The 15,102-nt window shown below is 64.3% G+C and carries 12 protein-coding genes, 1 tRNA gene and 1 pseudogene; 4 read left to right on the top strand and 10 right to left on the bottom strand.

Translation table 11 applies throughout. The features are described from left to right. Window positions 1-148 precede the first annotated feature (148 nt). Both OCW50_RS23990 and OCW50_RS23985 read right to left on the bottom strand, forming a co-directional pair. Entirely contained in the window at window positions 149-1,201 is a 1,053-nt protein-coding gene (locus tag OCW50_RS23990) for an ABC transporter substrate-binding protein (protein ID WP_262299246.1), read from the bottom strand. Between the two features lie 131 nt (window positions 1,202-1,332). Further along, window positions 1,333-1,881, bottom strand: coding sequence for a cupin domain-containing protein (locus OCW50_RS23985; protein ID WP_204241287.1), 549 nt, complete (start codon window positions 1,879-1,881; stop codon window positions 1,333-1,335). A 179-nt stretch (window positions 1,882-2,060) separates the two neighbouring features. On the opposite strand from OCW50_RS23985, the gene hisD reads away from it, so the two are divergent. Next, window positions 2,061-3,368 carry a histidinol dehydrogenase gene (gene hisD / locus OCW50_RS23980; protein WP_262299245.1) on the top strand — a complete coding sequence of 436 codons (1,308 nt, stop codon included), beginning with the start codon at window positions 2,061-2,063 and terminating at the stop codon, window positions 3,366-3,368. A 185-nt stretch (window positions 3,369-3,553) separates the two neighbouring features. On the opposite strand, the gene OCW50_RS23975 is transcribed toward hisD, so the two are convergent. Both OCW50_RS23975 and OCW50_RS23970 read right to left on the bottom strand, forming a co-directional pair. After that, window positions 3,554-4,876: an aspartate aminotransferase family protein gene (locus tag OCW50_RS23975; RefSeq protein ID WP_262299244.1), complete on the bottom strand. Its 1,323-nt coding sequence runs from the start codon at window positions 4,874-4,876 to the stop codon at window positions 3,554-3,556. A gap of 3 nt (window positions 4,877-4,879) precedes the next feature. Further along, entirely contained in the window at window positions 4,880-5,974 is a 1,095-nt protein-coding gene (locus OCW50_RS23970; RefSeq protein WP_262299243.1) for a phosphotransferase, read from the bottom strand. 91 nt (window positions 5,975-6,065) lie between these two features. On the opposite strand from OCW50_RS23970, the pseudogene OCW50_RS23965 reads away from it, so the two are divergent. After that, window positions 6,066-6,397, top strand: a pseudogene (locus tag OCW50_RS23965) (IS3 family transposase); the annotation flags it as partial. Between the two features lie 128 nt (window positions 6,398-6,525). Here the strand turns inward: OCW50_RS23965 and OCW50_RS23960 are convergent. Together OCW50_RS23960 and OCW50_RS23955 are read right to left on the bottom strand one after the other, a co-directional pair. Then, a tRNA-Gly gene (locus tag OCW50_RS23960) sits at window positions 6,526-6,600 on the bottom strand. A 66-nt stretch (window positions 6,601-6,666) separates the two neighbouring features. Further along, the gene (locus tag OCW50_RS23955; protein ID WP_262299242.1) at window positions 6,667-7,758 is read right to left on the bottom strand and encodes a 2'-deoxycytidine 5'-triphosphate deaminase; all 1,092 of its coding nucleotides are present in this window, start codon (window positions 7,756-7,758) and stop codon (window positions 6,667-6,669) included. Between the two features lie 207 nt (window positions 7,759-7,965). Between OCW50_RS23955 and apaG the strand changes: the two genes are divergently transcribed. Beyond that, window positions 7,966-8,358: a Co2+/Mg2+ efflux facilitator ApaG/CorD gene (gene apaG, locus OCW50_RS23950; RefSeq protein ID WP_262299241.1), complete on the top strand. Its 393-nt coding sequence runs from the start codon at window positions 7,966-7,968 to the stop codon at window positions 8,356-8,358. 216 nt (window positions 8,359-8,574) lie between these two features. On the opposite strand, the gene OCW50_RS23945 is transcribed toward apaG, so the two are convergent. Continuing rightward, window positions 8,575-10,371 (bottom strand): calcium-binding protein, encoded by a 1,797-nt coding sequence (locus tag OCW50_RS23945; protein ID WP_262299240.1) that lies wholly within the window; start codon window positions 10,369-10,371, stop codon window positions 8,575-8,577. A 166-nt stretch (window positions 10,372-10,537) separates the two neighbouring features. On the opposite strand from OCW50_RS23945, the gene argE reads away from it, so the two are divergent. Then, window positions 10,538-11,710, top strand: coding sequence for an acetylornithine deacetylase (gene argE / locus OCW50_RS23940; protein ID WP_262299239.1), 1,173 nt, complete (start codon window positions 10,538-10,540; stop codon window positions 11,708-11,710). Between the two features lie 111 nt (window positions 11,711-11,821). Here the strand turns inward: argE and OCW50_RS23935 are convergent, their stop codons facing one another. Genes OCW50_RS23935 through OCW50_RS23925 form a run of 3 tightly spaced genes read right to left on the bottom strand, consistent with a single transcriptional unit; the run spans window position 11,822 to window position 14,939 of the window. After that, window positions 11,822-12,811: an Hsp33 family molecular chaperone gene (locus OCW50_RS23935; RefSeq protein WP_262273598.1), complete on the bottom strand. Its 990-nt coding sequence runs from the start codon at window positions 12,809-12,811 to the stop codon at window positions 11,822-11,824. Next, window positions 12,808-13,734, bottom strand: coding sequence for an ornithine carbamoyltransferase (argF, locus tag OCW50_RS23930; RefSeq protein ID WP_262299238.1), 927 nt, complete (start codon window positions 13,732-13,734; stop codon window positions 12,808-12,810). The genes OCW50_RS23935 and argF overlap by 4 nt, the downstream gene beginning before the upstream one ends. Continuing rightward, entirely contained in the window at window positions 13,731-14,939 is a 1,209-nt protein-coding gene (locus tag OCW50_RS23925; protein ID WP_262273600.1) for an aspartate aminotransferase family protein, read from the bottom strand. Before OCW50_RS23925 ends, argF begins: the two co-directional genes overlap by 4 nt. Window positions 14,940-15,102 lie beyond the last annotated feature (163 nt).

Here is a 15,102-nt window from a genome sequence, read left to right as displayed (position 1 = left end):
GCAAGGGGCCGTCCCCGGCGGTACGGGGGGGGGCCTTCCCCCCCCCCCTCGACTTGGTGGCCGATTTTACGCGCCAGGAGCGGAGTGATGCATCGAGCCCCTGAAACTCGCATGTCGCCCGCTCCTGTCTGCGTGGATTGTCTCGCCGTTACTTTGCGAGCCAAGCGTTGAAGCGCTTGTTAAGCTCCTCGATGTTGTCGATCCAGAAGTCGGCGTCGAGCGCCACCGCGCCAGACAGGTTCTCAGGCGCGGTCGGCAGGTCCTTCTGCAGGTTTGCCGGCACGGCGGCTGCAGCCGCTTTGTTCGGAAGGCCGTAGGCGATGTATTCCGGCAGCTTCACCTGGTTTTCCGGCACGTTCGCGAAGGCGATGAAGTCCATCGCGGCGTCCTTGTTCGGGCTGCCCTTCATGATCACCCAGCTGTCGATGGCGTAGAGGCTGCCCGGCCACACGACCTTGAAGTTCTTGCCTTCGGTCTTGTTGATGCCCGAGATGCGGCCGTTATAGGCGGTGGTCATGACCACCTCGCCGGAGGCCAGGAGTTGCAGCGGCTGAGCGCCCGATTCCCACCAGACGATGTTCGGCTTCAACTCGTCGAGCTTCTTGAACGCGCGATCGATGCCCTCAGGCGTGCCCAGCACCTTATAGACGTCGGCGGGAGGCACGCCGTCGGCCATCAGGGCGAACTCGAGCGCGTATTTCGGGCCACGGCGGAAGCCGCGCTTGCCGGGGAACTTCTTGGTGTCCCAGAAGTCGGCCCATGATTGCGGAGCTTGCTTCAGGCGGTCCGCGTCATAGCTGAGGGCGGTCGACCATACGATGGCGCCCACGCCGCAATCGTTGACAGCGGCCGGAAGATAGGCGTCCTTGCCACCGAGCTTGCTCCAGTCGAGCTTCTCGTAATAGCCGTCCGCGCACCCGAGCGCGAGTTCCTCGGACTCGACCTGCACCACGTCCCAGTTCGGCACGCCGGCCTTGATCTTGGCCGCGATCACGCCGATGCCTCCGTCCCAGCTCTCGTCGAGAACGGGCTTGCCGGTCTTCTTGGCGAAGGGCTCGAAATAGATCTTCTTCTGCGCGTCCTGGTAGTTGCCGCCCCAGGACACGACGGTGAGATCGCGAGCCTGAGCCGATGTGACGGCCGCGCCCGCGACAAGAGCCGCGAGGCAGGCGGCGAGCGTCAGTTTCTTGGCGAGTGTCATGTTTGGGTCCCTCTCTGGTTATTGGCGCCCCCGGCAGGCAAGCACATCCGCGGTCGAAGTTGGAAGCGGCTTGGCTCCGTCGCGGTGAAAATATTGAACGTCGACCCGGTTGGCCTCCGTCGGTTTGAAGGTCAGTAGGTTGGTGGCGTGACGGCGCTGAGAACGGTGCTCGGCTCGTTGGCCACGTTCCGGAAACGGTGGGGCATGCGGCTGTCGAAATAATAGCCGTCGCCCGCCTTGAGCACGCGGCATTCGTCGCCCACCGTGACCTCGACGGCACCGTGCAGCACCGTTCCGGCTTCCTGCGCCGAATGGGAGAACGGCTCTCCCGTATCGGCTCCGACGGCATAGGTCTCATGCAGCATCAGGATCTGCCGGTTGGGATGGTTCATGCCCAACATGCGGTACGAGATCGTCTGCGCCTTGCCGATCTCGACCCATTCATCGGCCCCGTAGAACGGCGAGTGACGCACGGCGGAGTTCAGGTCCGAGAAGAAGCCCGTCAGGGTGGTGCCGAGAGCATCCAGAATGGCGCTGAGCGTGTCGACCGACGGGCTCATGCGGTCCCGCTCGATGAGCGAGATCGAGGAATGCGAGATGCCGGATCTCAAGGCCACCTCACGAACTCCGAGGTTCCGCCGGCGGCGAAGCTCTCTGAGCCGGGTCCCGATCTTCGGCATGCCTACCCCTTCCTCGTCTGAGGGCCTCGCCCCGTCCAAACCCGATGAGAGTCCGGCGTGGCCGCAGGCTGCATTCCCACCATCTTAGGCATGGTTAGAATACTGAACAAGAGGGTCGGGGCCAATTGAGAAGCTCCACGACATCATTGAGAGTCGAGACCCGTCAAAAGGAACAAACAATGTTACGATCGATGTCGAGTCCGACCGGGAAGGTCACACATCTCAAAGCCCCGAAGCGCGACGCCGATACGGACAATCGCGCGATCGAAGCCACCGTGCGTGACATCATCGGCGCCGTGCGGACGCGCGGGGACGCGGCCGTGCGGGAATACGGCAACGCGTTCGACAAGGTGGATGTGGCCGCTTTCGAAGTCACCGACGAGGAGCGCGCCGAGGCCGTGCGCAACCTCGATCCGCAGACCCGGCAGGACACGGAGTTCGCCATCGAGCGCGTCCGCGCCTTCGCCCAGGCGCAGCTCGGCACCATCCTGCCCCTGGAGATCGAAGCCCTGCCCGGCCTCAATCTGGGGCACCGCGTGATCCCGATCAAAACCGTCGGCGCCTACGTGCCCGGCGGGCGTTATCCGCTCCTGTCCGCTCCGATCATGACGATCGTGCCCGCCAAAGTCGCCGGATGCGAGGAGGTCATCGCCTGCCTTCCGCCGACGGCCCACCCGGCCATGATCGCCGGCTGCCATCTCTCGGGCGCCGACCGGATCTTCCGCATCGGCGGTGCGCAGGCGATTGCCGCGATGGCCTATGGCACGGAGACGGTGCCAGCCGTCGACAAGATCGTCGGCCCCGGCAACGCCTTCGTCAACGAGGCGAAGCGCCAAGTGTTCGGCCCCGTGGGCATCGACCAGCTCGCCGGGCCGAGCGAAATCTTCGTTTTGGCCGACGAGACAGGCGATCCGGAAATGATCGCCGTGGACCTTCTGGCGCAGGCCGAGCACGACATCCGCACGCGCGTGGGCCTCATCACCACGAGCCGGGAACTGGCCGAGGCCACTCTCGCACAAGTCGAGCGCCAGCTTCAGAACCTTTCCACCGCGAATGTTGCCGGCCCTGCCTGGCGCGACTACGGCGAGATCGCCGTCTGCGCCGACGAGGAGGCGATGACCGCCTATTCGGACTTTATCGCGGCCGAGCACCTGCAGGTGCACACGCGCGATCCGCATGCGACCGCCAAAAAGCTGCGCAACTACGGCTCGCTGTTCATCGGGCCACTCTCCAGTGTGGTTTATTCGGACAAATGCTGCGGCACCAACCACACGCTGCCGACCATGGGGGCCGGCCGCTACACGGGCGGCCTCTGGGTCGGCTCCTACGTGAAGGTTTGCACCCACCAATGGCTCGACGAGCGCGGCGTCGCGGCCGTTGCGCCGCCTGCCTGTCGCCAGAGCGAGAGCGAAGGCCTCGAAGGGCATCGCCGCGCGGCCGCCTTCCGCCTGGGCCGCGAGCAACTCCTGAAGAACGGACCGGTCTGATCGTACATGCGGCGACCGGCCCTGCCGCCGGTCGCCGATCGTTTATCTGCCTGCTGCACCATCGGTTCCGTTAGAGCATCGTGCGAAAAAATGGGCCCGGTTTTTCGCAGTCAGCGATGCGCCAGCCAAGAGTTGAGCATCGGATCCAATCCCAAAAGTGGAATCCACTTTTCACGTCCGATGCTCTAGAGTGCCATTTGCTCGAGCGTCTGCTCCATGGCCGAGAGGAAGTGGTCGGCGTTCGCCTTCGAGAAGACCAGCGGCGGGCGGATCTTCAGGCCGTTCGCGGCACGTCCCGTCGCGCTGATGAGCACCCGCCGCTCGCGTAGGCCGTTCACCAGGGCCGCCGTCTCCTGCGTGGCGGGCTCCTTCGTGGCGCGATCCCGCACCAATTCCACGCCGACGAACAGACCGGCCCCGCGCACGTCGCCGATGATCGGGTGGCGGTTCGCCAAGTCCTGAAGGCCCTGCCGGAGATAGGCGCCCACGCTGCGGGCATTCTCCACCAGTCCCTCCTGTTCGATGGCCTCCAACACGGCGATGCCGACCGCCGAGGAGACGGGGTTGCCGCCGAAGGTGTTGAAATAGCGCACGCGCTTCCCGAACTCGGCGAGTATCTCAGGTTTCGCCACCATGCCGGCCACGGGATGACCGTTGCCCATGGGCTTTCCGAGGGTCACGATATCGGGCACCACCCCATGGCGCTGGAACCCCCACATGGCGTCGCCCGTGCGGCCGAAGCCGGGCTGGACCTCGTCCGCGATGAAAATTCCGCCGGCTTTGCGGATCTCCTCGACCGCCGGCTTCAGGAAGCCTGCCGGATCCGAGAACACGCCGTCGCTCGAGAAGATCGTGTCGACGATCAGCGCGGCGGGCTTGATGCCATGAGCCCTCATGTCGTCGATCACGGCGCGAACATGCTGCGCAAAGGCCGCGCCCACATCCTGCCCGTTCGACCGATAATGGTCCGGCGCCGGCACGGTGCGCACGTGATCTCCCAGGCGCATCCCGGCGCCGAGCGAGGGCGACATCTCGGCGATAACGCTCGTGACCCCGTGATAGGCGAAGTCGGTGATGACGACCCCAGTGCCGCCCGTGTGAGTCTTCGCCACCCGCAAGGCCAGATCGTTCGCCTCGCTGCCGGTGCACGTGAACATCACCTGCGGGTTCTTGATGGGAAAATAGCCGAGAAGCTTCTCGGCATAGTCGAGAACCATGTCGTGGAGGTAGCGGGTATGCGTGTTGAGGATAGACGCCTGCCTGGACAGCGCGGCCACGACGCGTGGGTGGCAATGACCGACGGACGCCACATTGTTGTAGACATCGAGATAAGCCCGGCCATCGGGATCATACAGCCACACGCCCTCTCCGCGCACCACATGGACCGGGTTAGCATAGAACAGCCGGTAGGCCGGCCCAAGCAAGCGCTGGCGACGGGCGATCATCTCCTGCTCGCGTACGGCCACATCGGCCCCCTTGGCGGGGTCATAGGCGTTGATCATGGACATCGGTCACTCCGGACGGCTGTTTCGACGAAGATAGGCGTGCGCTTCCGCGCGGTCCAAGGCGGCGAAGCGCTCCAACCCGGCCCAGGCCGACGGCGCGTTGCGCAGGATGTATTCGCGGTTCTCCGGCTGGATGGCGGCGCGCCAGCTGGTGATCAGCACCGTCAGTATCATGCGGGTCGCCACGAGGTCGAATAGGATCTCGAACTCGGCGTCGTCGAGCGGAAGGACGGCATGGTATCCGCCAATGAACTCGGAGACTGTTTCAAGCGGATGCCCGGCATCCGCATTCCGATAGGCCGCGGCGACCGCAGGATCGTTCACGAGAGGGGCCAGCACCGCATCGCCGAAGTCGATCACGCCGGTCACATGGTCATGATCGCGTTCCGCCACGAGCACGTTGTGCGGGTTCAGGTCGTTGTGAATGACCTGCGTGCGCAGGTTCGGCATGGCCGGCAGCACGAATTGCTCGAACCTGTCGAGGAACCGCTCTACCAGAGCACGCCGCCGCAGATCCTCGACATGCACCAGAAGGGGACGCAGACGGTGGGCATGCTTCATGTCCCACATCAGCTCGTGGTTGGAAGCGGGATGCTGGAACTCCCGCATGGCGAGATCGATCCGGGCGAGCACTCCGCCCATGTTCCACCGCTGGCATCGGCTGGGCGGCGTTTTATGCAGGGGTTCCCCCTGCATAAAAGTATAGAGGCGCACGACGCTCGGCGGTTGCCCCGGAAGCGTGAGGACGATTTCGGGCCTGCCTTCGACGGATCGGACAATGCGCGGCACGGGCAGCCCGGGATCGGTCTGCTCGATGTGCAGCAGAAGCTTGGTCTGGAAATCCGTCACCTGACGGTCTTCGACAGGATTGCTGATCCTCAGGAGGAAGTGATCGCCATCCTCCGTCCTGATGTGGAAGTTGCTGTCCCGCTCGCCCGGCAGCCGGGTCGGCTCGCCGCGGATGCCGAAATGCCGAAGTGCAATCGCCCTCACTTCCTCGGCAGCAGCCACGGGCACAGCGGTTTCGAGCACTGCGTTGATGCTCGCTCGCGACGTCGTCGACATGATCGGGCTTACCTCGCCGGAACGACCTGCGGTCATTCAGGCTCCAGGACATGTGAACGGCTCCGCATCGCGGAGGCCTTGGACGGACAATAGCGGTCCCCAGCAATTTGTCAGCCGTTTTCGGCCGATCTATCGCGAGGAGAGACTGCAGGTCAAACGCCGGGGCGGCCGCAAGCGGACCCTGGGGACGCGCACTCCCATCCTGCTGCCCGGCGGGCCCAACCAGCGCTGGAGCCTGGATTTCCTCAGCGATGCCTTTGCCGATGGGCGCCGCTGTCGTGTTCTGGCGGGGTTGATGACTTGACCCGCGAGTGCCTCGGGCTCGTGGCCGATCCCTCGCTCTCAGGCCTGCGGGTCACGCGGGAGCTGGATACCACCATTGCCTCCCGTGGACTGCAATCGGAAGGAGTGGCTCTTCCAGTTGCTCTGACCGCCAACAACGGGCATCGATCAACCAGCGGACTCCAGCTCTGAGCGGAGGATCCTCAGGGCTCACGTCACATCGCGAAGAACGGGGCCTGAACAAACCTTGGGGAACGCGAGATCAGCGGCAGAACGTTGAAAGCCTTATCCACCAATGGTTTAGGTGGAGCGGGCGATGGGAATCGAACCCACGACATTCAGCTTGGGAAGCTGACGTTCTACCTCTGAACTACGCCCGCGCTCCCCTATTCATATCCGGCCTTGCGTCGATCCGGCAAGGGGGTCGGCCGGAGTTCCGGCGAAGATCAGCGGAAATGCTTCGACAGCTTCAGGCCCTGCGCCTGGTAGTTCGACCCGGCGCCTGCGCCGTAGAGGACCTTGGGACGCTCGGCCATGCGCTCATAGACGAGCCGTCCGACGATCTGACCGTCCTCCAGAATGAACGGAACGTCGCGGGATCGGACCTCGAGCACCGCGCGGGCTCCCTCCCCTCCCGCTTCGGCGTGGCCGAAGCCCGGGTCGAAGAAGCCCGCGTAATGCACCCGGAACTCGCCCACCAGAGGGTCGAAGGGCACCATCTCGGCGGCGTAATCCGGCGGCACATGCACCGCTTCCTTGGAGGCCAGGATATAGAACTGGCCGGGATCCAGGATCAGGGTCCGGCTGGAATCGGCATAGAGCGGCTCCCAGAAGTCCGCGATGCGGCAGGAGCCGGGCTTGTCCACGTCGACCAGGCCCGTATGGCGCTTGGCCCGGTAGCCGACGAGGTTGTCGCGACCGAAGCCGGCGAGGTCCACGCTGACGGCGACCCCGTCCTGGATCGACGGCTCGGTCGAGGTCACGACCCGCTCCCGCTCATGGACGGCCAGGAGTTCGGCATCGCTCAGGCGCACGTCGCCCTTGCGCAGGCGCAGCTGCGACAGCCGCGTGCCGGTCCTGACCAGCACGGGGAAGGTCCGCGGCGAGATCTCGGCGAAGAGGCGGCCGCGATAGCCGGCCCCGATGGTGTCGAATTCCTGGCTCCGGTCGGTGATCACGCGGGTGAACACGTCGATGCGGCCGGTCGAGCTTTTGGGGTTCGCGGCGGCCGAGAGGTCTTCCGGCAGGGCCAGCTCTTCCTGCAGCTCGGCGATATAGACGCTCCCGGTCTCCAGGATCGCCCCCTTGCTCAGGTCGATCTCGTGAAAGCTCAGCTGGTCGAGCCGATCCTGGACCGTATGGTTGCGCCCCGGCAGGAAGCTGGCGCGCACCCGGTAGGCCCGGCGCCCGAGCCTGAGATCGAGGCTCGCCGGCTGGACCTGGTCGGACGCGAAGGGTGTCTCCGGTTTGATGGCCCCTGCCTCGGCCAAGCGCATGATGGCATCAGCCGATTGGATCCCGTCCTTCAACGCAACCATGTCCGTCTTCCGAGGGGCCTGCCCTCAATTGAATGTTGAGCCTGGCAATATCTGTAAGGATTGCTGAAGAATTCTCAATGGCTTTCGGCGCCTTGGGGATATCCCGGTGAAAACGCGGGGTCCGTTCCCCGCCGGGTCGATTGACGGGCCCCGAAGGCCGCCGTACCAGAACCTCATGGAATTCTGCGACAGGCGTGAGGCAAGCTCATGTACAAAGCCGTGACCCGCGGCATCTCTGTGACGGTGACGCCCCGCTACATGCCGGAAGAATCCTCTCCTGAGCAGGGCCGCTATTTCTTCGCCTATACGGTCGAGATCATCAACACGGGCCTGGAGCGGGTCCAGCTCCGCGCCCGCCACTGGCGGATCACCGACGAGCACGGTCAGGTCCAGGAGGTGCGCGGCGCCGGCGTGGTCGGCGAGGAGCCTGTGCTGGGTCCCGGGGAGAGCTTCAGCTATACCAGCGGATGCCCCCTGCCGACGCCGAGCGGCACCATGCAGGGCACCTACCTGATGGAAACCGCCGCCGGTGAAACCTTCGAGGCCGAAATCCCCGCCTTCTCGCTCGATATCCCCCGCACCAAGCGCGTGCTGCATTAGAGCATCGGACGGACCCAGAGGGCCGCGTCAGCGACCCGAATGGGCCACGCCAGTGACCCGCTGGGTCCGTTCTGACCGATGCTCTCATTCAAGAAGAAAGCATCGGATGGATCCCAAAAGTGCAAGTCCACTTTTGGGTCCGATGCTTTAGCCTCGCGATACCAAGCGCAGGCGAAAGCCGGACGGCTCCGACCGATGCTTCATCCCTGCCCTCCGTCAAATGACGAGAAAGTCGGCGGCCACCATTTTGAGGTTCGTCTTGAGAGACGCGATCTCCACAGCCTTGTACTTGGCTCCGGAACCGTCGGCATCGTACAGGAGAACACCGGTTTTCTTGTTGTAGATCAGATAATCGTTCGTGTCCTTGGCCTTGTCGCCGAGCTTGAAGAATGCCTTGTTCAGCTTCGCGGGGCTGGCCTCTGAGCCCTTCTTTCCGAGCTTTGTAAAGACCTTGTTCTCGAGCCAGATCCTGTCGGTCTTCACAGTGAAGTCCGTGATCTTGTCCAGATTAGACTTCTTGTCGGGCTTGGTGGCAAAAACGAAAGTGTCGCTTTCGGCGCCGCCACTGAGCGTGTCCGCGCCGGCTCCGCCCTTGATGAGATTGTTTCCGCTGTTTCCGACGATGACATTTGCCAGGCTGTTGCCGGTCAGAGCAAGCGCATCGGATCCGACGGCCGTCAGATTTTCCGTGTAGCCGCCGAGGGTCCAGCTGACGGACGTCACGATCCTGTCAGTCCCTCCATCCGCAGTCTCGATGCATTTGTCGGAAACGTTGTCGACATAATAGGTCGTGTTGTTGCCCGTCCCGAAGCCGCCGCCACCAACCATCATGTCGGCGCCGGCTCCCCCATCAAGAATATCGGCCCCACCATTGCCCTCGAGATAATCGTCCCCCGAGCCGCCGGTCAGCGTGTCGCCGAATGTCGTTCCAAGATAATCGTCATTCCCATCGGTGCCCGTGATGTTGATCGCAGCCGTGCGTTCGTCCAGAATTTTCGATCTTATGGAAGATCCGGAAGCACTCTGCTCGATCCATGTGAGGACGTGGCGACCGTCCCGCAACAACGCGAGAGACGGATCACCCTGACTGCCTAAAGCTCCTGCGTCGACTTGATCGGCGGATAGGAATGAGAACTCGCTCCGAGCGAAACCCAGAAACACGTCCATGTTTCCTGCCTTCCCGCCGGAGAAAGCGTAGGCGTAACCGCCGCCCGGCAACATTTGCAAGACAGGAGAAGAGAATGTCTGGTCCGCCGACGTCGGGGTAAAGTTCGACGCTCTGCCGAGAATAATGCCGCCACTCTCATAGGCCTGAATAAGGACGCTCTGCTTCCCATCCACCTCACCTTCCCACGACACGACGAACGTGCCGTTGGCAAGCCCGGCGACTGTCGGATGAGGAACCCACGGCTCGTTCCGGATAGCCAGCACCTTCGACATCGTGATCGGGCCATCCGCCCCTTGAGCGACGCCGATGATCTCGTAGCCCCCTCCGTCGGCGGCACTGGCGGCAACCGTCATGACGCTACCGTCCCGCAAAATCGCAACAGACGGACTAAGACCCTCGTCCATCAGCACTTTCGGGGCGGACTGCAATCCAGCGGCATTGACGTTCACTCTCGTCACGCCATTGCCATCGCCTGCGACGACGGAGAAACCGCCTGAAGCATCTGCAATGACGTTTGGTGAGGTCCTGTTCGCGGAACTCGCGCCGATCTCGAAAGTGTCCGAAACCGCCGCTGAATCTCGTCCGAAGAGACGGGCTTGAATGGTGTGCTTGCCCGCACCGTCGGTCTCTTCCCAAACGACGACGAAACGGCCGTTGCTGAGTTCTGTCGCCGACAGGTGCGACACTGTCGCCGCTTTAGCAGGGGCAACGGAAAAGACTGGGCCTTTCGCCGAGGTTCGGGCGTTGCTGATCTGGCCCCAGACGGCGTTTGAGTCCGCGGTCCAGACGGAAAGGTAAGAGCCATTGGCGAGAGTCGTGAGTGCGCTGTCCGGTACACTGGTCATGATATGCCCCTTTTATGTTATTATATTTCACAGATGTCGGCTCATGCAACCCTGAAACAGAATTTCAAAGCGCCATTTCCTCGAAAAATTGACGGCGGAACCTGCGGCGATTACCACCATGGCCGCTCTAGTCCGCAAAGTCCTGATACGATTACCTGAGGATCCCATGCCGTCCCATGGCCAACGGCTGACGCCGCTCGAGATGCTGGCGAAGCTGGTCTCATTCGATACCGTCAGCTCCAATTCGAACCTGCCCTTGATCGCGTTCGTCGAAAGCTATCTGCAGAGCTGGAACGTGCCCTATCTGCGGGTGCCCAACGAGACCGGCGACAAGGCGGCGATCTACGCGACGGTCGGTCCGCGGGACCGGGGCGGGATCGTGCTGTCGGGCCACACCGACGTGGTGCCGGTCACGGGCCAAGCCTGGACGTCCGATCCCTTCACGCTCCGGGTCGAGAACGGGCGCGCCTATGGCCGTGGTGCGGTCGACATGAAGGCCTTCGTCGCGCTGGCGCTCGCGATGGTGCCGGAATTCCAGGCCGCCGGCCTCACGACGCCGATCCACATCATGCTCTCCTATGACGAGGAGACGACGTGCCTCGGCGTCGTCGATACGATCCGTCGGCTCGGACATGACCTCCCCGCGCCGAAGGCCGTGATCGTCGGCGAGCCGACGATGCTGGAGGTGGCGGACGCGCACAAGAGCGTGGTCACCTTTTCCACCACGGTGCACGGGTTCGAGGCCCATTCGTCGAAGCCGTATCTCGGCGCCAGCGCGGTGATGACGGCGGCCGAACTGATCGCCGAGCTCAACCGCATCGGCGACGACATGATGGAGCGCGGCGACGCCAGCGGGCGGTTCGACCCGCCCTACACGACGGTGCATGTGGGCACGATCTCGGGGGGAACGGCGCGCAACATCCTGTCGAAGACCTGCACCTTCCACTGGGAGTTCCGCGGGCTGCCGAGCCTCGACCCGCAGGAGATCCCGGATCGCCTCAACCGGTTCGTCGAGGAGGTCGCCCTGAAGCGCCTCAACCGCTTCGGCGAGTTCGGGCGGATCGAGACGATCCTGCATGCCGACGTGCCGGGCCTCGCGCCGGATCCGGGCTCGGCCGCGGAAGTCCTGGCCCTGCGCCTTGCGGGCAAGAACCACACCCAAACCGTGCCCTTCGGCACGGAAGCGGGTCATTACCAGGCTGCGGGCATTGCGACCGTCGTCTGCGGTCCAGGCTCCATCAATCAGGCGCACCAGCCGGACGAGTACATCACGCTCGACCAGCTCGAGGCCGGGCTCGCCTTCATGCGGCGGCTTGCGGCGACCTGCGCCAATTCCTGAGGCCCTCTCACGTCATGGCCGGGCCTGTCCCGGCCATCCCGATTGTCTTGAGCGCGGCGCCCCACCGTATCGGAATCACCGGCCCAAGGCCGGTGATGACGAAAGACGACATCAAGCCTCAGACTTCGCGATCTCCGCTTCGACCTCGGCCGGATCGAGATCGTAGAAGCGCGAGCAGAACTCGCAGGTGATGCCGATGCGGCCGTTGTCGCCGACCATGTCGCGGCGGTCCTCGGGGGAGAAGCGGCGCATCATGCCCATGATGCGCTCGTGCGAGCAGGTGCATTCCTCATGGACGTGCTGGCCCTCGAAGACGCGCACGCCCCGCTCATGGAACAGGCGGTAGAGCAGCGTCTCGCTGGACACGGTCGGATCGACCAGTTCATGGTCCTCGACCGTGCCGACCAGGGATTTGGCTTCGAGCCAGGCATCGTCTTCCGAAGGCGCTGCCAGATCGTTCGACGGATGACCCTCGGGGATGTCTCCGGGATGCAGGTCGGCCTGCCGCAGACGGTCCGGGGATGACGGCAGGAACTGGATCATCAGCCCGCCGGCGCGATAGGTGTGGCGGCCGTTCTCGAACTGCTCGGCCACGGCCAGGCGCACCTGGGTCGGGATCTGCTCGGACTGGCGGAAATACTGGTGGGCCGCCTCCTCGAACCCCTGACCGTCGAGCGCGACGACACCCTGATAGCGGCTGCGCTCGGAGCCCTGATCGATGGTCATGGCGAGGTAGCCGGAGCCAAGGAGTTCGCCGCTTCCGGGCGATGCGCCACCAAGAGCCTCGAGCCTGTCCTTGTCGAAGCGGGCCGTGGCGCGCAGGCGGTCAGGGGCGTTGAAGTCCACCACCACCATGTCGATGATGCCGTCCGTCTTGGTCTGCAACTGGAAGCGTCCCTCGAGCTTGAGGGATGCTCCGAGCATGGCCGTCAGGGCAGCCGCCTCGCCGATGACGCGGGCCACCAGATCGGGATAGCCGTGGCGGGCCAGGATCGTGTCGATGGAGGCCCCGAGACGCACCACGCGCCCGCGCACGTCGAGAGGCTCGACGGCGAAAGGCAGGACGACGTCATCGTTTCCTTCGAGCGGGGCTGAACTCATGCGCTTGCTGCTCCGAGGCACCATGCCAGGATGCCTTTTTGTGCGTGAAGCCGGTTCTCGGCCTCGTCGAAGACCACGGATTGCGGACCGTCCATGACCTCATCCGTCACCTCCTCGCCGCGATGGGCGGGCAGGCAATGCATGAAGATCGCGTCCTTGTCGGCCACGCCCATGAGCCTGCCGTTGACCTGATAGGGCTTCAGCAGGTTCTGGCGGCGGAACTCGTCGTCGTCGCCCATGGACACCCAGCAATCGGTGACGACCGCATGGGCTCCCTCGGCGGCTTCGAAGGCATCGGTGGTCACGCCGATCTTGGCCCCTTCCCGTTTCGCCCAGGACAAAAGCTCGGGACGGGGAGCAAGTTCCGGCGGGGACGCGATGTTCAGGGTGAAATCGAGACGGGCGGCCGCGTGGATCCACGAGGCGAGCACGTTGTTGGAATCGCCCGTCCAGGCGACCGTCTTGCCTTCGATGGAGCCGCGATGCTCCTCGAAGGTCATGATGTCGGCCAGGATCTGGCACGGATGCGTCATCTTGGTCAGGCCGTTGATCACCGGGATCGACGCGTACTGGGCCAGCTCCGTCACCATGGCATGGTCCAGGGTGCGGATCATGATGGCGTCCACGTAGCGCGAGAGGACCCGGGCCGTATCGGCGATGCTCTCGCCGCGGCCGAGCTGCATCTCCTTGCCCGTGAGCATGAGGGTCTCGCCGCCAAGCTCGCGCATGCCCACGTCGAAGGACACGCGGGTGCGGGTGGACGGCTTGTCGAACACCATCGCCAGGACCTTGCCTTCGAGCGGGCGGTCCTTGGCCTTCTCGCCCCGCCGGCGCTTAGCCTTGATGTCCAGTCCGATCTGGAGGAGGTGCCGGATCTCGGCGCCGGAAAAGTCGCTGAGATCGAGGAAGTGACGGGTCTTCATTGAACGGCTCCCGGCTGGGCGGCGGCTTTCTGCTTAAGCTCGATGGCCGCGCAGGCGGCATCGAGACGATTGATAGCCTCTCCGAGATCGGCCTCGGTGATGATCAGCGGCGGCAGGAGACGGACGACGTTGTCCCCGGCCCCGATCACGATGAGCTTCTGGTCGCGGGCGGCGCTGACGAAATCCGTGTTGGGCACGACGGTGCGCAGGCCCATCATCAGGCCCTGGCCCCTCACCTCGGCGATGACGCTGGGATGGCGGTCCTTCAGCTCGGCGAGGCGCTGCTTGAGCAGCAGGCCCTTGCGCTCGACTCCCTCGAGGAAGCCGGGTTCGAGGATCACGTCGAGCACGGCGTTGCCGACCGCCATGGCGAGCGGGTTGCCCCCGAAGGTGGTGCCGTGGGTGCCCAGCGTCAGGCCCTTGCCGGCCTCCGCGGTGGCGAGGCACGCGCCCAGCGGGAAACCGCCGCCGATGCCCTTGGCCACCGTCATGATGTCGGGGGTCACGCCGCTCCACTCGTAGGCGAAGAGCTTGCCCGTGCGGCCGACGCCGGTCTGGATCTCGTCGAAGATCAGGAGCAGGCCCTGGCTGTCGCACAGGGCGCGCAGCTCGCGCAGGAAGGAGGCCGACACGGTCCTGACGCCGCCCTCGCCCTGGATCGGCTCGATCATGAGGGCTGCGGTCTGCGGGCCGATCACCGCCTTGAGGGCCTCGAGATCCTCGGGCGGCACCTGGTCGAAGCCCTGCACCTTGGGGCCGAAGCCCTCCAGATACTTCGCCTGGCCGCCGGCCGCGATCGTGCCGAGGGTGCGGCCGTGGAAGGCGCCCTCGAAGGTCACGATGTGGAAGCGCTCGGCGTTCCCGTTCACGTAGTGATAGCGGCGCGCCATCTTGATCGCGGCCTCGTTCGCCTCGGCGCCGGAATTGGTGAAGAACACGTAATCCGCGAAGGTGGAGTCGACGAGACGCTTGGCCAGACGCTCGCCCTCGGGGATCTGGAACAGGTTGGAGCTGTGCCAGATCCTGGCCGCCTGCTCGGACAGGGCCTTGACCAGGTGCGGATGCGCATGGCCGAGGGCATTCACCGCGATGCCGGCGCCGAAATCCAGGTATCGCTCGCCATCTCGGCCGTAGAGCCAGGGGCCCTCTCCCTTCTCGAAGGAAAGCTCGGCGCGGGCAAAAGTCGGCAGCAATGGCGATGTCACGGGTTGTCTCCGCCTGAAGAGAGGCCCAAGGTCGCACCCGGGCCCGAAAAAGAAAGCGCCGCCCCAACGGGGGCGGCACGGAAAGCGATTCTAACGAGGTGCGGGACCCTGTCAATTCAAGAGAAATGAAGTCACTCATCACAAGGAATTTTTGCCGGTTACG

It is taken from the genome of Microvirga sesbaniae (assembly GCF_025460805.1).
GTDB classification, from domain to species: domain Bacteria; phylum Pseudomonadota; class Alphaproteobacteria; order Rhizobiales; family Beijerinckiaceae; genus Microvirga; species Microvirga sesbaniae.
The sequence above is the reverse complement of the archived record's forward strand: the minus strand, read 5'-3'. Positions and strand labels throughout refer to the sequence as shown.